Here is a 17,881-nt window from a genome sequence, read left to right on the forward strand (position 1 = left end):
TTTTACTAGGCATTGACTTTTCATAAATATGGTTATATTGTATAATACAATATGCGTTTTAAATGCACAACAGCTTACTTCTTAGTCCGCGCAATCCAAGGCTAAAAGATAAACGGGGTATCAAAGCTGGATTGGGTATCAGATGATGGACCCAATTGGGGAGTAGTAGTGGGAACATCAAGCTCGCTTGTAATCTGATATATAGCAACCTTCTCGGTAAGGATGAGTTTTTTCATTGCTGAAACCATTGATTTTATAGCATTTTCATTTTGACTTCTTCCTTGCGATCTAACTTATCAATTAGCTTGAACTAACTTTTTTACCTTTTAGCCAATAGGCGATCATATCTCCTTTACCTTTAACCGGGATCGCGCCTCTTTCCTCAAATAAATACCGATCTTTTAACAGCTCGTAAATAGCAGCAGTAACTTGAATATATCCCGGTAATCCTTGAGCTTCCATCCGAGAAGCAACATTAACGGTATCTCCCCACAAATCATAAATAAATTTTTTAGTGCCAATTACGCCAGCAACTACTGGTCCTGTATTAATGCCAATCCGAATTTGAAACGGTTCGCCTGTGTCAGTTTGAAAATCTGCGATCGCTTCCTGCATATCCAATGCCATATCCGCGATCGCTTCAGCATGATCTGCCCTCGGCACCGGCACCCCTCCTGCTACCATATAAGCATCCCCACTGGTTTTAATTTTCTCCAAATCGTGTTTTTCAGTTAGTTGGTCAAACTTTGAAAAAATCTGGTTTAGCAAATTTACCAATTCCAGAGGTGAAATTCTGGCAGCAAGAGACGTAAAACCAACAATATCGGCAAATAGAACTGTTGCTGAGTCAAACCGATCGGCAGCAGCATCCTGGCCTTTTTTCAAATTTTCAACAATCGCTGCGGGTAAAATATTTAACAATAAATGATCTGATTTTTTTTGAGAAAGGCGCAAAGCTACTTCCACGCCCTGCCGCTCTTTAATTTCGTTTTGCAAACGTTCCACAAGTTCTTCTAATTGCTTCGTTTGCTCTTGAAGTAACTGTTGCTGACTTTGAATTGTTAACTGATTTGCCACTCGTGCCAATACTTCTTTACCGTGAAAAGGTTTAGTAATATAGTCAACTGCTCCCACATCAAAGGCTTTCACCTTATCTAAAACGTCATCTAAGGCGCTTAAGAAAATCACGGGAATGGAACTGGTTTGTGGTGAAGCTTTCAACTTTGCACACACCTCATACCCATTCATCTCAGGCATCATCACGTCCAGCAGAATTAGAGTCGGCGGAAACTCTTGCACGGTAGCGATCGCCCTTTGCCCATTCAGCGCTTTACGAACCTGATACCCTTGTGTCGTCAAAATTGTAGATAAAAGCCGCACGTTATCTGGCTTATCATCAACTACTAAAATGTTGGCTTGAATTGTAGGATATTGATTGCTGTCCATGCGATCGCTCACAGTATTTTTTTAATATAAAAATATTAAGACTGACGTGCCGTAACTGCCGATTTCGCTAGCTCTATAATATCATCAAAGAGGAAATCATGCACTAAAGTAGTTAAAACTTGTGCGGTTAAAGCAAATTGTCTAGGCATTTCCTCAATCAACTTGAGAATTTTATCGTCGCAACATTCATGAGCAGCATCATATATCTTCTCCACCCACTCAACAGGCATTTGACTGAGTTCTGATTCTACTACAGATTGATTGCTGGTCACTCCGCTAATTTCGCTTTCATTTTCTAGTTTTTCATCAACAGATTCCTCGTAAATGTAGCGCAGTCCTAAAAGTTCTTCCATTTTTGCAAATAATATCTTGGCCTCGAAGGGCTTACGCATGAAATCATCGCACCCTGCTCGTAAAATAGTTTGTCGTTCCTCTTCAAAAGCGCTAGCAGTAAGAGCAACTATTACAGTTTGTTTTCCGAGAGGATGAGCTTTAATTTTTCTGGTGGCTTCATAGCCATCCATGACAGGCATTTGCATATCCATCCAGATCAGGTGCGGTTGCCAATCCTCCCATACAGCAATAGCTTCTTGACCATCTCTAGCTTCTCGCACGAGGATGCCTAGTGGTGACAGTAATCTCTCTATGACTAGGCAGTTATCGGCGCGATCGTCCACCACCAAAATCCGGTATTCTGGTTGATTCGGTGCTAAACTAATTACTTTTTTCTGCGGTCTGAGAATTTTAATCTCGCTTGGAGTGGCAAGGCTGATTTGAATATCAAATGCAAACTTACTTCCTAACTTAGGTTTACTACTGACAGTAATATCTCCTCCCATCATTTGTATAAATTTGTGGCTAATTGGTAAACCTAATCCAGTCCCCTGTTGAGATTTTTGACCTGTTTTTGTTTGCTCAAAGGGTTCAAATAACTTATTCATCTCTTCTGGGGCAATGCCAAGGCCAGTATCTTCAACTTCAAACTGAAGGCGTAACAATTTCGGGCGAAAGTCATTCGCGTCTACACAATCAAAGTCCGCCAAGCTTTCGGACTGATTAAAACCAGCGCACGATCCGGGTTTTATTTGTATAGCTGCGGTTTCAACCGCTAAGCTTTCGGAATTTTCAGAAGTCCCGCCGGCAAGTTTTGTTTGTGTGTCCGAAAACTCTGCTGTTTCAGCCCCCAAACTTTCTTCTACCTTCTTTTTCACTCGCAAAGTAACGCTACCCATCTCTGTAAACTTGAGCGCATTTCCTACAAGATTAATCAAAATTTGGCGCAATTTACCTTCATCTCCATTAACAAACTGCGGTACGCCGTCAACCACTTCAAAATTTAGCTGCAATTTCTTAGATTTAGCTTTTAATCGGAACATTTCTTCTAAGGTTTTTAGCAGGCGCATTAAATTAAAACTGCTTTCATTAAGCTGACTTCTGCCCGCTTCAATTTTCGACATTTCCAAAATGTCATTAATTAGGGAAAGCAAGTGTTCGCCAGCGCGATTAATAATTTCTAGGTGCTGCTGGTGTTGATTGTTTAAAGATGAATCGCGCACCATCACCTGACTAAACCCCAGAATGGCATTCAGGGGAGTCCGGAGTTCGTGGCTCATAGAAGAAAGAAATTCGCTCTTGGCGCGGTTAGCTTTATCAGCAGCCACGACAGCTTTTTGTAATGCTGTCTCTGCTAATTTGCGTTCGGAAATTTCTATTGTGGCTTGTTCAAAAAGGGTGGATTGCTGGATGGCAATTGCTAGCTGCACGGAAATTTGCTTGAGAGATTCTATCTCAGAAGAGTTCCAATGTCTTTGACTGCGGCAGTGATGAGCAATGAGTAGCCCCCATAATTTTTTACCTTGCAAAATGGGAATCACGAGGTTAGCTTTAATGTCAAACTGGCTCAGTAAATTAATATGGCACTCTGAAATACCTGCCGTGTAAATATTGTCGATCGCGCGAAGGTGTCCATGCTCGTAAACAGAGACGTAGTGTTCCTGAAAGCAAGGATCGTTAATATCAATTCCCAAAATCGGCATCGTATCGGCTGCTACCGACTCGACGGCTATAAATCCACTGTAATCTGGATTAAAACGGTAAATAACTGTCCTGTCAGTTGACAAAAACTGGCGGACTTCTTCAACAGCCATTGTCATCACTTCTTCTAGGTTAAGAGAAGAACGAATCCGCTCTTGAATGGAATTCACGAGCCGCTCTCTTTTGAGTTGTCGCTGCAAGGCTATTTCCGCTTGTTTGCGTGCAGTAATATCTACTCCGTAACCAACGCACTCCACAGGTATGCCAGCAGCATCTTTGACCAACTTAACCTCATCGTATATCCAGCGATAACTACCGTCTTTGTGCAGTTCGCGGTATTCATAGGAAATCGCTCCTTTTTCCAATATCTGAGCAAATGAAGTATCAACAACCTCTCGATCTTCTGGGTGAACGAGGCTATGCCAATTAAGAGAACCATCAACAAATTCTCGCGCTTCGTAGCCGATCATTGAAATAACGTTCTCGCTAACAAATGTTACGTCATAATTTCCTCCTAATTGGCAGCTAAAAATCACCGCCGGAGTAGTCGCCAGCAAATATTGCAAGCGTTCGGTGACAGAGCGCAAATTTAACTCGGCTTGCTTGCGATCGCGAGCTTCCATTGCTAAAGCTGTCATCTGTGCCAAATAGCTAGCGAAGCTTTGTTCGTCGAGCGTCCACTTCCTCGGCGTGCCCTGACGTTCCAAACAAATTACACCGGCCAGTCGTCCTTGATGGGTAATAGGAACATCTAGCATTGATGAGATGTTTAAAGGAATCAAATAAGATTCGGTAAATTCTCGGGTGCGCGGATCGGTTTTGGCATCAACCGCTGCGATCGCCTGTTCTGTCTTCAAAGCTTGGAAATAGCTAGGATAGTCAGCAACTTTCAGTTCAGCACCCTTACTGTGTTGATTGGCCGTCAGTTCGTAAAGATCGGCACAGCACATTGCTGATTTATTTTCCTTATAAAACCAAACGCTTCCCCGATCGACCTTCAGGGTACGAGTTGCCATCTGCGTAATCTCTCTCAACGCCTCGCTAAGATTTCCCTCGTAGATACTAGAATTTTGTGCTAATTCTAGCAAGGCAGTTTGTTGTTCTGTTAACCTAATTTCTCGTTCGCGCAAAGCGGATTCAGCGGCTATTCTTTCTCTAATTTCTGCTTCTAAATAACCGTTGGTTTCTCTCAACTGTGCCGTGCGCTCTTGGACTTTAATTTCTAAGTCATCATAAGCGTGGCGCAACGCTAATTCTGCATCTTCACGGACAGCAATCTCACTCTGCAACTGGCGATTTATGACCTCTAACTCTTGGGGGGTTTTTAAAGATAAAAACTGTGGCAATAGTGTTACCATCGAGCCTGCGGTGTAGCAGGAAACCAGTGCAGTAATTCCTTTTTCTATCCCCGACAGCCAATAAGCGGAATGCCACAACGTCCAAATTTCTAGCAAGTGACCCGTGCCGCAGAGAATAATAAATGCACCAAATAAAGCGAATATTCCTAAAAAAGGGACATCGCGCCGCTTGAAGATAAAATAAATCAGCATCGCCGGAATTGAATAGTAGGCGATCGCGATTAAAAAGTCGCCAGTGACGTGCAGCCATACCAAAGGTGTTTGCCACAGATAGCAGTGACCGTGAGGCATATACTGAGTTGGAGAAAAGATACTTTTGACTATTTGCCACATAATGTTTGCTTGCAGATAATATTAAGTGGAATACTCTTCTTGTTCTTGTATAGTAGGCCGAATAGCCCGCCCTATTTTTCTTATGAAGTAGACCCAAGATCCTGCCCTATATTTTGGTTGGTGCGGGTTGTTCGATCCACCCCACAAGTTGATTTACCAAAATGGGATGAACCAAAATTTACAGCTTTACAAAAACTTTTTCTGAGGAAGTTGCTTGTTGCTGATTTGTTGATTTTAAGGGAATTTCAATGATAAACTCACTACCCCTCTCAAGCTCGGAAACACAACGCAAATAACCTTCATGGCTTTTAATAATCTGATAAGAAATCGCCAAACCCAGGCCCGTACCATAACCGATAGGTTTCGTCGTATAAAAGGGATCGTAAATTTTAGCGATCGCATCAGAATCTATACCAGTGCCATTATCAGCAATGCGAATCTGCACCCACTTGCCCTCTACCAAAAGCGTGCGGATGCGAATTGTTAACAGTTGGCAATGGGTATATTGTAAGAGGTCAGGGAATTTTTTTTGCCAATAGGCTGTGGTCGAATCTCCCTGCTGTGTTCTCTGTTCTAAAGCATCAATAGCATTAGAAAAAATATTCATAAATACTTGGTTGAGCTGTCCAGCGTAGCATTCTAACTGTGGTAAATCTCCATACTCTTTAATAACTTGGATAGCCGGACGTTTTGGTTGTTCTTTCAAGCGGTGCTGCAAAATCATTAAAGTGCTGTCGATACCTTCATGGATATTTACTTTTTTCATATCCGCTTCGTCTAACCGGGAGAAAGTGCGTAAAGATTTAACGATCGCCCTAATCCGCTCTGCTCCTATCTTCATCGAACTAAAAAGTTTTTGCAGGTCTTCTAAAACAAAATCGAGCTCGATGGTTTTAATCTTGTCTGCAATTTCCGGCGCAGGAGTGGGGTAATAAATTTGATATACCTTAATCAGTCCCAAAAGGTCTTTAATGTATTCCTCAGCCGGAATCAGATTGCCATAAATGAAGTTAACAGGGTTATTGATTTCGTGAGCAACGCCAGCTACCATTTGCCCCAAAGAGGACATTTTTTCATTTTGTACGAGTTGAGTTTGGGCGCCTTTAAGTTGTTGCAGAGTGTTCTCTAGCTGCTGAGTTCGTTCAAGCAGTTTAGCTTCAGAGCGCCGCAATGAATTTTCAGCCAAGGAGCGATCGCGATTTTCCTGTAGCAAAAGTTCATTGGTAGATTCTAAAGCGATCGTCCTCTCAATAACCCGTTTTTCCAATTCCAGCATTAATTCTGAGAGTGCTTCCTGAGCTTGTTTGCGATCGCCAATCTCATTTTGTAAAGCCAAATTTGCCGTCGCCAATTGATCGGGACTGGGGATAGCCAAGATTTTTGGGATTAGTTCCACCAGCACTGCTGCTGTCCATAGCGAAATCAGCGCCGTAATCCCTTTCAGAAAACCAGAGAACCAATAATTAGGATGCCACAGCGTCCATATTTCCATAAGATGGGTAATGCCGCAGCAGATAATAAAAGAGCCAAACAGCATGAAAACCCAGTCAAAAGGTACGTCTTTTCGCTTATTGACAATATAAATCAGCGTGATGGGTATCAAAAAATAAGCCACGGCGATCAAACCATCGGACAAAATGTGCAGCCCCACTAATCCAGGCTTCCACAAGTAGCAATGACCGTGAGGAATAAAATAACTAGAGAACATTTTATGAACCATTTGCATCAAATCAACTCGGTTATCTGCTACTATTTTTTAGAGGGTATGACAGGAAAATTCAAAAACCTGCGGGCACAAAAAGAAGAATTAGGCTTTTGGACTTAACAATTGTCACAATTGTGATGAATAGATACAGCGATCTGAAAGGCTATCTTGGATTTGTAGCGTAAAATTTGTGGCTAAACAGTATTTAGAAACACAAATTTTTCTAAGTTAAATCCCTGAAACCCTTGCCCTGAAAAATTTAAGCCATATCAATCGCCGGATAGTCACGAGAACTATATGAAACTACATCTGATTAAATTTACATCAATTAACTAAACTTTATCAAGGTCAACTGTCACATTTATAATTGTGGTTTCACTACTAACGGTGACACCTACATGACATTTTGGCGACAAGCGTAGGGAGTACGGCGTAAGAAGTAGGGTAAAGAAGGGTTCGGTGAAATTTAACGGATTTTACCTGTTACCCAGGGAAATCTTACTTCCGCCTCGCGTCGCAATTCAATAGGCGATCGCTCAGGGCTTTACAGTCAATCAAAAGTGATAACATCAACGATACACTTACGGAATAATTGCAAATTATGACAATAGATGAGGTAATACAGCTAACTCGTACCCGATTTAAAAAAGATTTATATCCCGTACAAGAAATCATACTCCGCCAAGTTTGGGAAGGAAAGACTTATACAAGTATAGCATCAGCCTCTCATTACGGAGAGCATTACCTGAGAAACATCGCCTCGTCCTTGTGGCAATCTCTCTCTGAAATCTTGCAGATACCTATTAGTAAATCAAATTTTAGATCCTCTCTAGAATCGCGTTCCCTGACAGCAGAGGAACGCAAATTAATAGAAGAATTTACCCGCAGCCAATGCCTAGCAACACCTTTAGATTATCCAGGTTCTCCAGTACCCCTCGGTTCGCCATTTTATATCCATCACCCGCTAATTGAAGAACTCGCGTACCGACAGATTGACAAACCTGGAAGTGTTCTGCGGATTAAAGCTCCCAGGAAGATGGGAAAAAGTTCCCTGCTGCTAAGGATTTTAGAGCGCGCTAATTCTCTTGGCTACCAAACCGTAAGTTTGGATTTTCAGCAAGCCGAGGAAGCTGTTTTAGACAACTTGGATAAATTTTTACGCTGGTTTTGTGCCAACATCAGCCGTCACCTAAAATTGCCACCTCTATTAGATGATTATTGGGATGAAGATATGGGTAGCAAAGTAAGCTGCACCGTCTATTTGCAACAATATGTATTAGCAGAAATAAGTAGTCCTATTGTCTTAGCTTTAAATGAAGTCAATAGAATTTTAGAGTATCCAAAAATTGCCAGAGAATTTTTGCCACTGCTGCGAAGCTGGCATGAAGAAGCAAAGCGGATAGAAAGTTTTGAAAAACTGCGGTTAATTGTTCTTCACTCCACAGAAGTTTATATTCCTTTTAAGCTGACTGAATCGCCTTTTAATGTCGGTTTGCCGCTGCAATTACCCTATTTTACAAAAGAGCAGATACTTGCTTTAGCGCAGCGTCACGGACTGGATTGGACAGATAGCCCCGATGCCGAGCGACTGATGGCAATGGTGGGGGGACATCCTTATCTGGTGCGGCTCGCTTTTTACCACCTCTGTCAAAACGCTGTAACGCTAGATCAGCTAATACAAGAAGCTCCCACAATGGCGGGAATTTATAAAGATTACTTGCGGAATTTTTGGGTGACATTGCAAGAGTATCCCGAACTTGCGGTTGCACTTAAACAAGTGGTAAAATCTGAGCGGGGCGTGGAATTAGATCCGATAGTAGCTTCTAAATTAATGAGTATGGGGCTGATTCATATCGATAGCAACCGCTGTACGCTAAGCTGCGAGTTGTACCGCCTGTATTTTTGTTCGCACAACTTTCTTTAGAGCGGGGCTTTACAGTTTCTTTGCGTCATCCAAAATTCTCCTTGAAAACTCGACTTGTCCGGGCGATGATAAATCGCTGCTATACAAACAAAGTCCGCGTCAGCGACCTCAATAAAAAAAAGGGGGTAATTAACCCAAATTTGGCATAATTTTTATTACAATCAAGCTCCCGTACCACATCCTCACCTCTAAATAAATTCACTAAATACTCACCTTTAAACCCACCCATAAACGGCATGACTAAGGTTACATACCAAATTGGTGGCAGTCTCGCCAGTGATGCGCCTACCTATGTAGTAAGAAAAGCCGATTCCGAACTCTATGAAGCCTTAAAAGCTGGCGAATTTTGTTACGTCCTCAACTCGCGGCAAATGGGAAAATCGTCTCTCTTAGTCCGCACCTTGCACCGATTGCAAGCTGAAGGATTTCAATGCAGTACGATCGACATGACCCGCATCGGCAGCGAAAATATCACTCCCCTACAATGGTATAAAGGCATGATTGGGGAACTGTGGCGCGGCTTCAATCTTTTAGGACAAGTTAACTTAAAAACCTGGTGGCGCGACGAAGAAGATATCTCGTTTATGCAAAGATTGAGTCATTTTATTGAAGATATCCTACTGGTCAAATTTTCTGAAGAGCGCATCTTTATATTCATCGATGAAATCGATAGCATTCTCAGTTTGGATTTCGCGGTCGATGATTTTTTTGCCTTAATTCGGTTTTGCTACAATCAGCGAGCGATTAATCCTTCATATAACCGCATTAGTTTTGCAATTTTTGGAGTAGCCACGCCGAGTGATTTAATTGCTGACAAAAAGCGAACTCCTTTTAATATCGGTCGTGCTATAGATTTGCGGGGTTTTGAACTACACGAATCGCAACTATTAGTTAAAGGATTAGAGAGTACCGTAAGTAATCCTGATGCCGTTCTCAAACAAATATTAGCTTGGACTTCAGGACAGCCCTTCCTCACCCAGAAAATTTGCTATTTGGCGTATATATCTAGCCGAGAAACGGCGGGAGGATTAGTAAATATTCCCCCGGGAGCAGAGGCATTTTGGGTGGATAGTTTGGTGCGATCGCAAATCATCGATAAATGGGAATCGCAAGACGAACCGGAGCATTTAAAAACGATACGCGATCGCATCCTTAGAAACGAACAATGCACTGCACGTAGCTTAGGTATCTATCAGCAGCTCTTACAGGGGGGTGAAATAGAAGCCGATGATAGTCGAGAGCAGATCGAACTGTTGCTATCAGGTTTGGTAGTGAAACAACAAGGTTTGTTGAAGGTCAGAAACCCGATTTATCAAGCAGTGTTTAACAAACAATGGGTAGAAAAACAGTTAGAGCAACTGCGTCCTTACTCCCAAGCTGTCAACGCTTGGATCGCTTCAAAACAAACCGATGAATCGCGACTGTTGCGGGGACAATCGCTAAAAGACGCTTCCTACTGGGCCCAGGGAAAAAGTTTGAGCGATTTGGATTATCAATTTTTAGCGGCTTCTCAAGTATTAGACAGGCTGGAAGTGCAGCAAGCGCTGGAAGCAGCGAGGCTCAGAGAAGTTGAAGCGAGACTCGCAGAAGAACGCAAGCGGTTAGTTTTAGAGCGAGAGATAGCGAAGCGACAGCGAAATTTTATTGGGGCGTTGAGTGGGGCATTAATCGTTGCGATCGCCTCCAGCATTTTCGCCCTCTGGCAATACCATCACGCCGTCACCAGCGAAATTCAAGCCCTCGCCTCCTCCTCCTCCGGGCAATTCGCCTCCCAACAGCGATTAGACGCCCTCGTGAGTGCCATCAAAGCCAGACGCAGGCTCGACATTCTCGCGAATTCCAGCCCCCAGTTGCAATCTCAAGTTCAACAAGTGCTGCAACAAGCGATCTACGGAACGGCAGAATTCAATCGCCTGTTGGGGCATTCCAGCCCGGTTCTGGCAGTTGATGTCAGCCCAGACGGTCAACTCATCGCCACCGGAGGCGGCGACCAAACAGCCAAGGTGTGGCAGCGGGATGGTACCTTGCTGCACACTCTCCAGCACACGATCAGCAGCGTCTACGCCCTTCGTTTTAGTCCCGACAGCCAGCGTCTGGTAACATCCAGCGTGGACGGCAACATTTATCTGTGGAGTCGGGAAGGCAAACTGCTCAAAACCTTTCAGGGACACAAGGCTGCTATATGGGCGATCGCCGTGAGTCCAGACGGTCAACGCATCGCCTCCGCCAGCGAAGACAGCACCATTCGGCTGTGGAGTGCCGATGGCAAACCGCTCAAAACCCTCAGCGGACATCAAGGTGCAGTTTGGGGTGTTGCCTTTAGCCCGGATGGAAACCTGCTCGCCTCTAGCAGCACAGATAATACGGTCAAGGTCTGGACTCTAGACGGCCAACTGGTGAGCACTCTGGAAGGTCACAGCGGCATTGTTTGGGACGTTGAGTTCGCTTTACTTGCAGACAATAGCGGCGCCAAACGTCCCGCCATCATCTCTGCCAGCGCTGACAACACTGTCAAACTCTGGCAACCCGACGGAACCCTACTGCGAACTCTTAGCGGTCACAGTTCGGAAGTGTTTGAAGTCGCCGTCAGTACAGCAGGCGATGTGATTGCTTCCACCAGCGCCGACCAAACTATCAACCTCTGGAAGCCGGACGGGACGCTGTTGAAAGTCCTTAAAGGGCATCAATCGGGAATTCGAGGCGTGACCTTTATTCCCAACAGTCAAATGGTTGTCTCTGCTAGCGACGACAATACCGCTCGACTCTGGAATCCGACAAACCCCTTCTCGAAAGTCCTTTACGGACATAGCGGCACGATTTGGGATGTGGATTTCTCCCCCGAAGGTCAGATGCTAGCTTCCGCCAGTTCCGATGGCAGTTTCAAACTGTGGGCGCGAGACGGCACGTTGCTGAAGTCTTTTGCCGGAAATAAGACTGCCGTTCACTCCGTTGCTTTCCTCTCTGGTACTAACTTTGCCAATCCTACGATCGCACCTATTTTTGCTACCGCTAGTGAAGATAAAACAATTAAATTCTGGCAGTTCGACGGGACGCTGCTGAAAACCATTACAGGACATGGGGCGGGAGTGTGGGATGTCTCCGCCAGTCCAGATGGTCGGCTACTGGCTTCTGCTAGCAACGATAAAACCGTGAAACTGTGGAACAAGGACGGCACTTTGCTGAAAACTTTCACAGGGCATCGGGCTAGGGTTTACGATGTGGACTTTACCGCTGACGGACAGAGGCTGGTTTCAGCCAGTAGCGACAGCACTGCTCGGTTGTGGAGTCTTGACGGTAAGTTTTCCAAGACCCTAAAGGGTCATCGCAGCCCTGTTTGGGAAGTTGCCATCAGTCCAGACGATCGCACTTTGGCAACTGCCAGCAGGGATGACACGATTAAACTCTGGACGATCGATGGTACGTTGCTCAAAACCCTCAAGGGAAATACTAGAGGCATGATGGCAGTTGATTTCAGTCCTGACGGTCAAATGCTGGTGGGGGGAGGCTCAACTGGCGCACTCAAACTTTGGAAAATCGACGGGACAGAAATAACGACGCTAACCGGACATGAAGGGAACGTTTGGGGGGTGGCGTTTAGTCCCGATGGTAAACAGATTGCCTCTGTTGGGGACGATCGCACGGTGATTTTGTGGGATGTGGAGGGCATTCTCAAACTAGATGAACTCGCTTATGCTTGCGATCGCGTGGGGGATTACCTGCGAACAAATGCCGATGTGAAGGAGGAGGATAGACATTTGTGCGATCGAGTGGGCGATCGCTAAATAATCAGAAATTCTTAGCTCAAAATGATGAACAATTATCAATACCAAATTGGTGGCAGTCTCGCCAATAATGCGCCTACCTATGTAGTAAGAGCTGCCGATTCCGAACTCTACGAAGCCTTAAAAGCTGGCGAATTTTGTTACGTCCTCAACTCGCGGCAAATGGGCAAATCTTCCCTCTTAGTCCGCACTCAATATCGATTGCAAGCAGAAGGATTTCAATGCAGCACCATCGACATGACCCGCATCGGCAGCGAAAATATCACTCCCCTACAATGGTATAAAGGAATCGTTGGCGATTTGTGGCGTGGCTTCAAATTATTAGGGCAAGTTAATTTGAAAAGTTGGTGGAAAGAAGAAGAAGAAGTTTCTCTCCTCCAAAGATTGAGCCATTTCATCGAAGACATCTTGTTAGCCCAATTTCCAGAATGCAGAATTATTATATTTGTTGATGAAATTGATAGCATTTTAAGTTTAGATTTTCCAGTCGATGATTTTTTTGCCTTGATTCGGTATTGTTACAACCAAAGAGCCATCAATCCAGAATACAATCGAATTACCTTCGCCATTTTCGGAGTAGCGACGCCCAGCGATTTAATAGTAGATAAAAATCGGACTCCTTTTAATATCGGACGAGCGCTCGATTTGCAGGGGTTTTCTTTAGAGGAAGCACAACCATTAGCTTTAGGATTAGAAAATATAATCCCCCATCCACCAGCAGTTATCAAAGAAATATTAGCTTGGACTGGAGGACAGCCATTTCTGACCCAAAAAATATGTGAATTGGTGGTAAGAACTGCTCAAGAATCCCGCGGCGGTGATTTAACAATACCACCGATAACTGAAGGATTTTTTGTCGAATCTGTGGTCAGAGCGCAACTTATCGAGAACTGGGAATCGCAAGACGAACCAGAGCATTTGAAAACGATACGCGATCGCCTTCTTCGCAACGAACAACGCGCAGCTAGATTGCTAGGCATTTATCAGCAAATCTTACAAGGCGTAAAAGTGGCAAGCGATGACAGCCGAGAGCAAATCGAACTCTTGCTATCGGGATTAGTCGTCAAACAGCCGGGTTATTTGCAGGTAAAAAACCGAATTTATCGAGAAGTATTTAACCTAGAATGGGTAGAAAAACAATTAGGGAAACTGCGCCCTTACTCCCAAGCCTTCGATGCTTGGATTGCTTCTAAACAACAGGACGAATCGCGGCTGTTGCGCGGTCAAGCCCTGAAAGAAGCTCAATTTTGGGCGCAAGGAAAAAGTTTGAGCGACTTGGATTATCAATTTATCGCTGCCAGTCAAGACCTCGATAACCAAGAAGTTCAACTCGCTTTAGAAGCAGAACGGACAAAAGAAGTAGAAGCGCGACTGAGAGAGGAACAAATACGATTAATTCAAGAGAAAAAAGCTGCCAAACGACAAAGATTTTTGCTGTTTGCAGTCAGTGGAGCATTGCTATTTGCCAGCGTCTTAGGGGTGACAACTTATTTTCAGTATCGCCGAGCAGTAGCAAGCGAACGCGAAGCAAGAATCAGCGAAATTAAAGCACTGACATCTTCTTCTGAGGGATTGTTTGCCTCAAACCGGAGATTAGACGCGCTGATAGAAGCGATCGAAGCTAAACGAAAATTACAAAGATTAAAATCGGCAGATGCCAGTATAAATCGCGAAGTTGAAAATGTACTGCGACAAGCCGTTTATCAAGCAGATGAATACAACCGTTTTTCTGGGCATAAAGCGGCTGTTATGGCAGTGGATATCAGTCCTGACAGTAAGCTGATTGCCTCCGCAAGTGTAGATAAAACTGTTAAACTTTGGCGGCGGGACGGGACAGAAATTGCCACCCTCAAAGGTCATCAAGCGAGCGTCAGAACAGTCAAATTTAGCCCGAACGGTCAACTCATTGCTTCTGGAAGTGAGGATGACACGGTGAAAGTTTGGAGGTTGGACGGCAGTTTGTTGAAAACTTTTCAGGATCACAGTGCTAGCGTGTGGGGAGTAGCCTTTAGTCCCGACGGTGAAACAATTGCCTCTGCCAGCGCTGACAACACCGTAAAACTCTGGAATCAAGACGGCACTTTGTTGAAAACGCTTCAGGGTCATACTGCTGGGGTAGGCTCAGTAGTTTTTAGTCCCGACGGTGAAACAATTGCGTCGGCAAGTGGAGACAAAACGGTAAAACTCTGGAAGCGTGACGGCACTTTTCTGAGAACTCTCGAAGGTCATATTTCTGTCTTGTGTTCAGTGGCGTTTAGTCCCGACGGTGAAACAATTGCGTCGGCAAGTGGAGATAAAACGGTAAAACTTTGGAAGCGTGACGGCACTTTGCTGAGAACGCTCGAAGGTCATACGGCTGTGGTATCTGCCCTTGTGTTTAGTCCGGACGGTCAAACCATCGCGTCTGCCAGTCGGGATAAAACTGTAAAACTTTGGAACGTTGACGGAACAGAATTGACGACCTTCAGAGGTCACAGTGCTGCAATTTGGGGGGTTGATTGGAGTCCCGACGGCAGCTTTATTGCGTCGGCAGGCGCAGAAAACACCGTCAGACTGTGGGAAAGTCAAAATCCATTGCAGACGACTATTACTGCACATAAAGCCGGGATTTGGGCGATCGCTCTCAGTGCTGATAGCTCTACAATTGCTACGGGCAGCGAGGACGGCACAACTAAACTTTGGAGTCGCCAAGGCAAATTGCTGGCGACTTTCACCGGAGAGAATGCAGCAATTTATGGGGTTGCTATAACTCGCGATCGCCAGTTAATTGCTGCTGGCAGAGACGACCATAAGGTGAATGTGTGGCAGCGAAACGGCAATTCGAGTGCAACTTTAACAGGTCATAAAGCTGTGGTTTTTGCAGTAGCGTTTAGTCCTGACGGTCAAATCCTCGCTTCTTCAAGTCAAGATAACACGGTCAAGCTTTGGCGGCGCAATGGAACGTTACTGCATACCCTGACAGGACATAATACTCCTGTTTGGCACGTAGCATTTAGCCCAGACGGGCAGTTAGTTGCCTCCGCAGGAGGAGACGGGACTGTGAGGTTATGGCAGCTTGACGGTAAGTTAGTGAGAACCTTTCGAGGTCACGCTGCGGCAGTTTGGAGAGTTGGTTTTAACCGTCAAGGTAATATCATCGCTTCTGGCAGTGGAGACAATACCGTTAAGCTTTGGACTGTTGACGGTAAGTTATTGAGAACGCTTGTAGGTCACGCAGCAGCGGTGTGGGGAGTGGCGTTTAGTCCTGACGGTCAAATTATTGCTTCTGGCAGTGTAGACAATACGGTGAAGTTGTGGAAACTGGACGGTACGCAACTAACAACGCTTAGAGGTCACACGGCGGCGATTAGGGGATTGGCCTACAGTTCTGACCGAAAGTTTGTGGCTTCGGTCAGTGAGGATAACACGCTGATTCTGTGGAATGTGGAGCGAGTGTTGAATCTGAATTTGTTGGGTTATGGTTGCGATCGCGTGCGCGATTATTTGCGGACGAATGCGATAGTGGAAAAGGGCGATCGCTTGTTGTGTTGGCGCCTTGACACGGAATAATCTCTAGTCCGCTTTATTAGTAATAATATCAAATCCGGTAGCATCGGAATTAATATAACCCGCAATCAGGACACGGCAGTGCCGTTTCCCTACAATAAATCTGGCGCGCAAGAAACGGCACTGCCGTGTCCTCTATATCATTCCGGCGCAGCCGGAATTGATATAATTTATTAATAAGTGTGGTCTAGATCGTCAGAATATTAGAGAATGTTTTTCTAAATTAAATACTTTGTATTGGGTTCGGATCTAATACTAAATCAGGCTTAAATACTCCCTTTATCTCTTAGTCCCCTTCTGCTCGGACGAGAGTTTGTGTAGTAGCGGTTTCAACCGGCGACGGATAAAGGGAGTAGCCAACCTGGATTTGGTATAATAACTACAGACTAATGAAATCGCTAGCGGTGAGAATACCGGGCGTAATACCGTTAAGCTTCGCCAACAATTGATTGGTGTCCGTCACAGTAATCAAAGTCTGATTGTTGCTCGAAGTAATGCTGAGTTGATTGAAACTAAAACCAGAATTTAACCCAATTAAATCCTCTCCCTTGCGGAAATCATTAATGGTGTCGCTACCCAAACTTTGATTGAGGAAAAACACATCATTTCCCGAACCTCCCGTCAATGTATCGTCCCCAACATCCCCGGAAAGGAAATCGGAACCGCTGCCACCACTGAGAATATCATTACCTTTGCCTCCATACAGGGTATCGTTACCGATGTCGCCACAGAGCACATCGTTTTCATTGCCGCCGAAGAGTAAGTCGTTGCCCTCACCGCCATCGAGACTGTCGTTTTCTTTGCCACCGTAAAGCGTGTCATGTCCCAATAAGCCAAAAATCAGGTCTGCACCTTCATTGCCAAACGCAATATCGTTGCCGTCTCCAGCATTAATTGTGTCATTTCCTAAGTTGCCTAAAATGTAGTCGTCGCCATCTTCACCGAGCAAGATATCGTCATCTTTACCGCCAAAAATGGTGTCGTTGCCACCGCCGCCGGCAACAGTATCATTGGCGATATCTCCCCTCAAAAAGTCCTCGCCATCTCCGCCAACAACAGTGTCATTATCTTTGCCCGCGTAGATGGTATCGTTACCAGCGTCGCCTTGGATGAAATCGCTGCCTTCATTGCCGAAGAGCGAGTCGTTATCTGCACCGCCTTGGATGTTGTCATTGCCACCCATACCGTAGAGAGTATCGTTGCCGGCAAGTCCGTTAATCGACTCGTTGATGCCGCTGCTCATGATGAAATCGGCATCGTTACCCCCGTTGAGAGTTTGTTGGACGGGATTGGGAGTAATGGTGGCAGAGTCGAGTTGCGGGGCGTTGAGGTCATCCAGCAGGCAATCATCTGTTTCCGGTGTCGGAGTTGGAGTCGGCGCGGGTGTGGGCGTCGGAGTCGGCGCGGGTGTGGGAGTTGGAGTCGGCGCGGGTGTGGGCGTGGGAGTCGGTGCGGGTGTCGGAGTTGGAGTCGGTGCGGGTGTGGGAGTTGGAGTCGGCGCCGGTGTCGGAGTTGGAGTCGGTGCGGGTGTGGGCGTCGGAGTCGGAGTCTCAGTCGGAGTTGGAGTCGGCGCGGGTGTGGGCGTCGGAGTCGGAGTCGGCGTGACTGTAGTGGTGAATTCATAAGCGCCAATATCAACGATCGCACTTCCGTTATTATCGCCATCTTGAGGGCGACTCACACCGCGCTGATCCGTAGCCGGCGCGCCCGCACCAGTACCAGTATCAATTGCCGGACTTCCTACTAGCAGCGG

7 protein-coding genes are annotated in these 17,881 nt (G+C 45.3%); 3 read left to right on the plus strand and 4 right to left on the minus strand.

Annotated features, from left to right (window positions below):
* Positions 1-300: 300 nt before the first annotated feature.
* From QUA78_RS28980 to QUA78_RS28990, 3 genes are all read right to left on the minus strand, one after another.
* Positions 301-1,446 carry an adenylate/guanylate cyclase domain-containing protein gene (locus QUA78_RS28980; protein WP_333304379.1) on the minus strand — a complete coding sequence of 382 codons (1,146 nt, stop codon included), beginning with the start codon at positions 1,444-1,446 and terminating at the stop codon, positions 301-303.
* A gap of 35 nt (positions 1,447-1,481) precedes the next feature.
* Positions 1,482-5,171, minus strand: coding sequence for a GAF domain-containing protein (locus QUA78_RS28985; protein ID WP_333304378.1), 3,690 nt, complete (start codon positions 5,169-5,171; stop codon positions 1,482-1,484).
* A gap of 178 nt (positions 5,172-5,349) precedes the next feature.
* Positions 5,350-6,897, minus strand: a complete 1,548-nt coding sequence (locus QUA78_RS28990) for an ATP-binding protein (RefSeq protein ID WP_333304377.1) — start codon at positions 6,895-6,897, stop codon at positions 5,350-5,352.
* 580 nt (positions 6,898-7,477) lie between these two features.
* On the opposite strand from QUA78_RS28990, the gene QUA78_RS28995 reads away from it, so the two are divergent.
* From QUA78_RS28995 to QUA78_RS29005, 3 genes are all read left to right on the plus strand, one after another.
* Positions 7,478-8,800: an AAA-like domain-containing protein gene (locus tag QUA78_RS28995; protein WP_333304376.1), complete on the plus strand. Its 1,323-nt coding sequence runs from the start codon at positions 7,478-7,480 to the stop codon at positions 8,798-8,800.
* A gap of 236 nt (positions 8,801-9,036) precedes the next feature.
* Positions 9,037-12,582 carry an AAA-like domain-containing protein gene (locus QUA78_RS29000; RefSeq protein ID WP_333304375.1) on the plus strand — a complete coding sequence of 1,182 codons (3,546 nt, stop codon included), beginning with the start codon at positions 9,037-9,039 and terminating at the stop codon, positions 12,580-12,582.
* A 27-nt stretch (positions 12,583-12,609) separates the two neighbouring features.
* A complete protein-coding gene (locus QUA78_RS29005; protein WP_333304374.1) occupies positions 12,610-16,131 on the plus strand; it encodes a WD40 domain-containing protein in 3,522 nt (1,173 codons plus the stop codon).
* Positions 16,132-16,507: 376 nt separating this feature from the next.
* Here QUA78_RS29005 and QUA78_RS29010 read toward each other — a convergent pair.
* On the minus strand, positions 16,508-17,881 hold a 1,374-nt coding region (locus tag QUA78_RS29010; protein WP_333304373.1), incomplete at its 5' end, for a calcium-binding protein.

This window comes from Microcoleus sp. K4-B3, from assembly GCF_036704615.1.
Lineage (GTDB): Bacteria > Cyanobacteriota > Cyanobacteriia > Cyanobacteriales > Microcoleaceae > Microcoleus.